Source organism: Acinetobacter sp. 479375, from assembly GCF_000581715.1.
Classification (GTDB): Bacteria; Pseudomonadota; Gammaproteobacteria; order Pseudomonadales; family Moraxellaceae; genus Acinetobacter; species Acinetobacter ursingii.
Window position 1 is genome coordinate 1 of the sequence record NZ_JEZN01000081.1, and the last position, 330, is coordinate 330.

At 39.4% G+C, this 330-nt stretch carries 1 pseudogene; it reads right to left on the minus strand.

The window, feature by feature from the left end:
* Nucleotides 1-330, minus strand: a pseudogene (locus tag J500_RS16870) (IS6-like element IS1008 family transposase); the annotation flags it as partial.

The following is a 330-nucleotide window of genomic DNA, read 5'->3' on the forward strand; positions in this document are numbered from 1 at the left end:
TGATTAGACACACTTCACCTTGAGGCTGACCATAATAAAATGACGATGCTTGTCCTTTACGTAGTGCACGCATGACTTCAATACCTTTAATTGTGGCATAAGCCGTCTTCATAGATTTGAATCCTAATGTGGCCCTGATGATCCGCTTTAACTTACCATGATCACATTCAATGACATTATTTTTATACTTAATCTGCCTGTGCTCAATATCTACTGGACATTTTCCTTCTCGCTTTAACCGTGATAAAGCATGGCCATAGGTCGCTGCTTTATCTGTATTGATGACCCGTGGAATTTGCCATTTTTTCACCGTATTGAAGATCTTTCCTA